Origin of the sequence: Pseudomonas baetica (assembly GCF_019733355.1) — a bacterium.
GTDB classification, from domain to species: domain Bacteria; phylum Pseudomonadota; class Gammaproteobacteria; order Pseudomonadales; family Pseudomonadaceae; genus Aquipseudomonas; species Aquipseudomonas baetica_A.
The window spans coordinates 1-332 of record NZ_JAIHLQ010000163.1 but is presented as its reverse complement, the minus strand read 5'-3'; the positions used below and the strand labels follow the sequence as shown (position 1 = coordinate 332).

The following is a 332-nucleotide window of genomic DNA, read 5'->3' as shown; positions in this document are numbered from 1 at the left end:
CTCAAGGTCGAAGACTACGTGGGCGACCTGCAAGTGCTGTCGTTTGTCGGCACCGAAGGCATCAGCCAGCCGTATCGTTTCGACCTCGAACTGGTCAGCGAAAACCCCGATCTGGACCTGGAAAAACTTCTGCACAAGCAGGCGTTTCTGGCGTTCGATCCGCAGGGCTCAGGCATCCACGGCCAGATCTACCGCGTCGCCCAGGGCGATGCCGGCAAGCGCCTGACCCGCTACAAAGTGTCGATGGTGCCGCAACTGCAATACCTGCATCACCGCACCAACCAGCGCATCTACCAGCAAATGTCGGCGCCGAAAATCATCGCGCTGATCCT

At 59.3% G+C, this 332-nt stretch carries 1 protein-coding gene; it reads left to right on the top strand.

The window, feature by feature from the left end; all coding sequences use genetic code 11:
• On the top strand, window positions 1-332 hold a 332-nt coding region (locus K5E40_RS34570), incomplete at both ends, for a contractile injection system protein, VgrG/Pvc8 family (protein ID WP_260456260.1).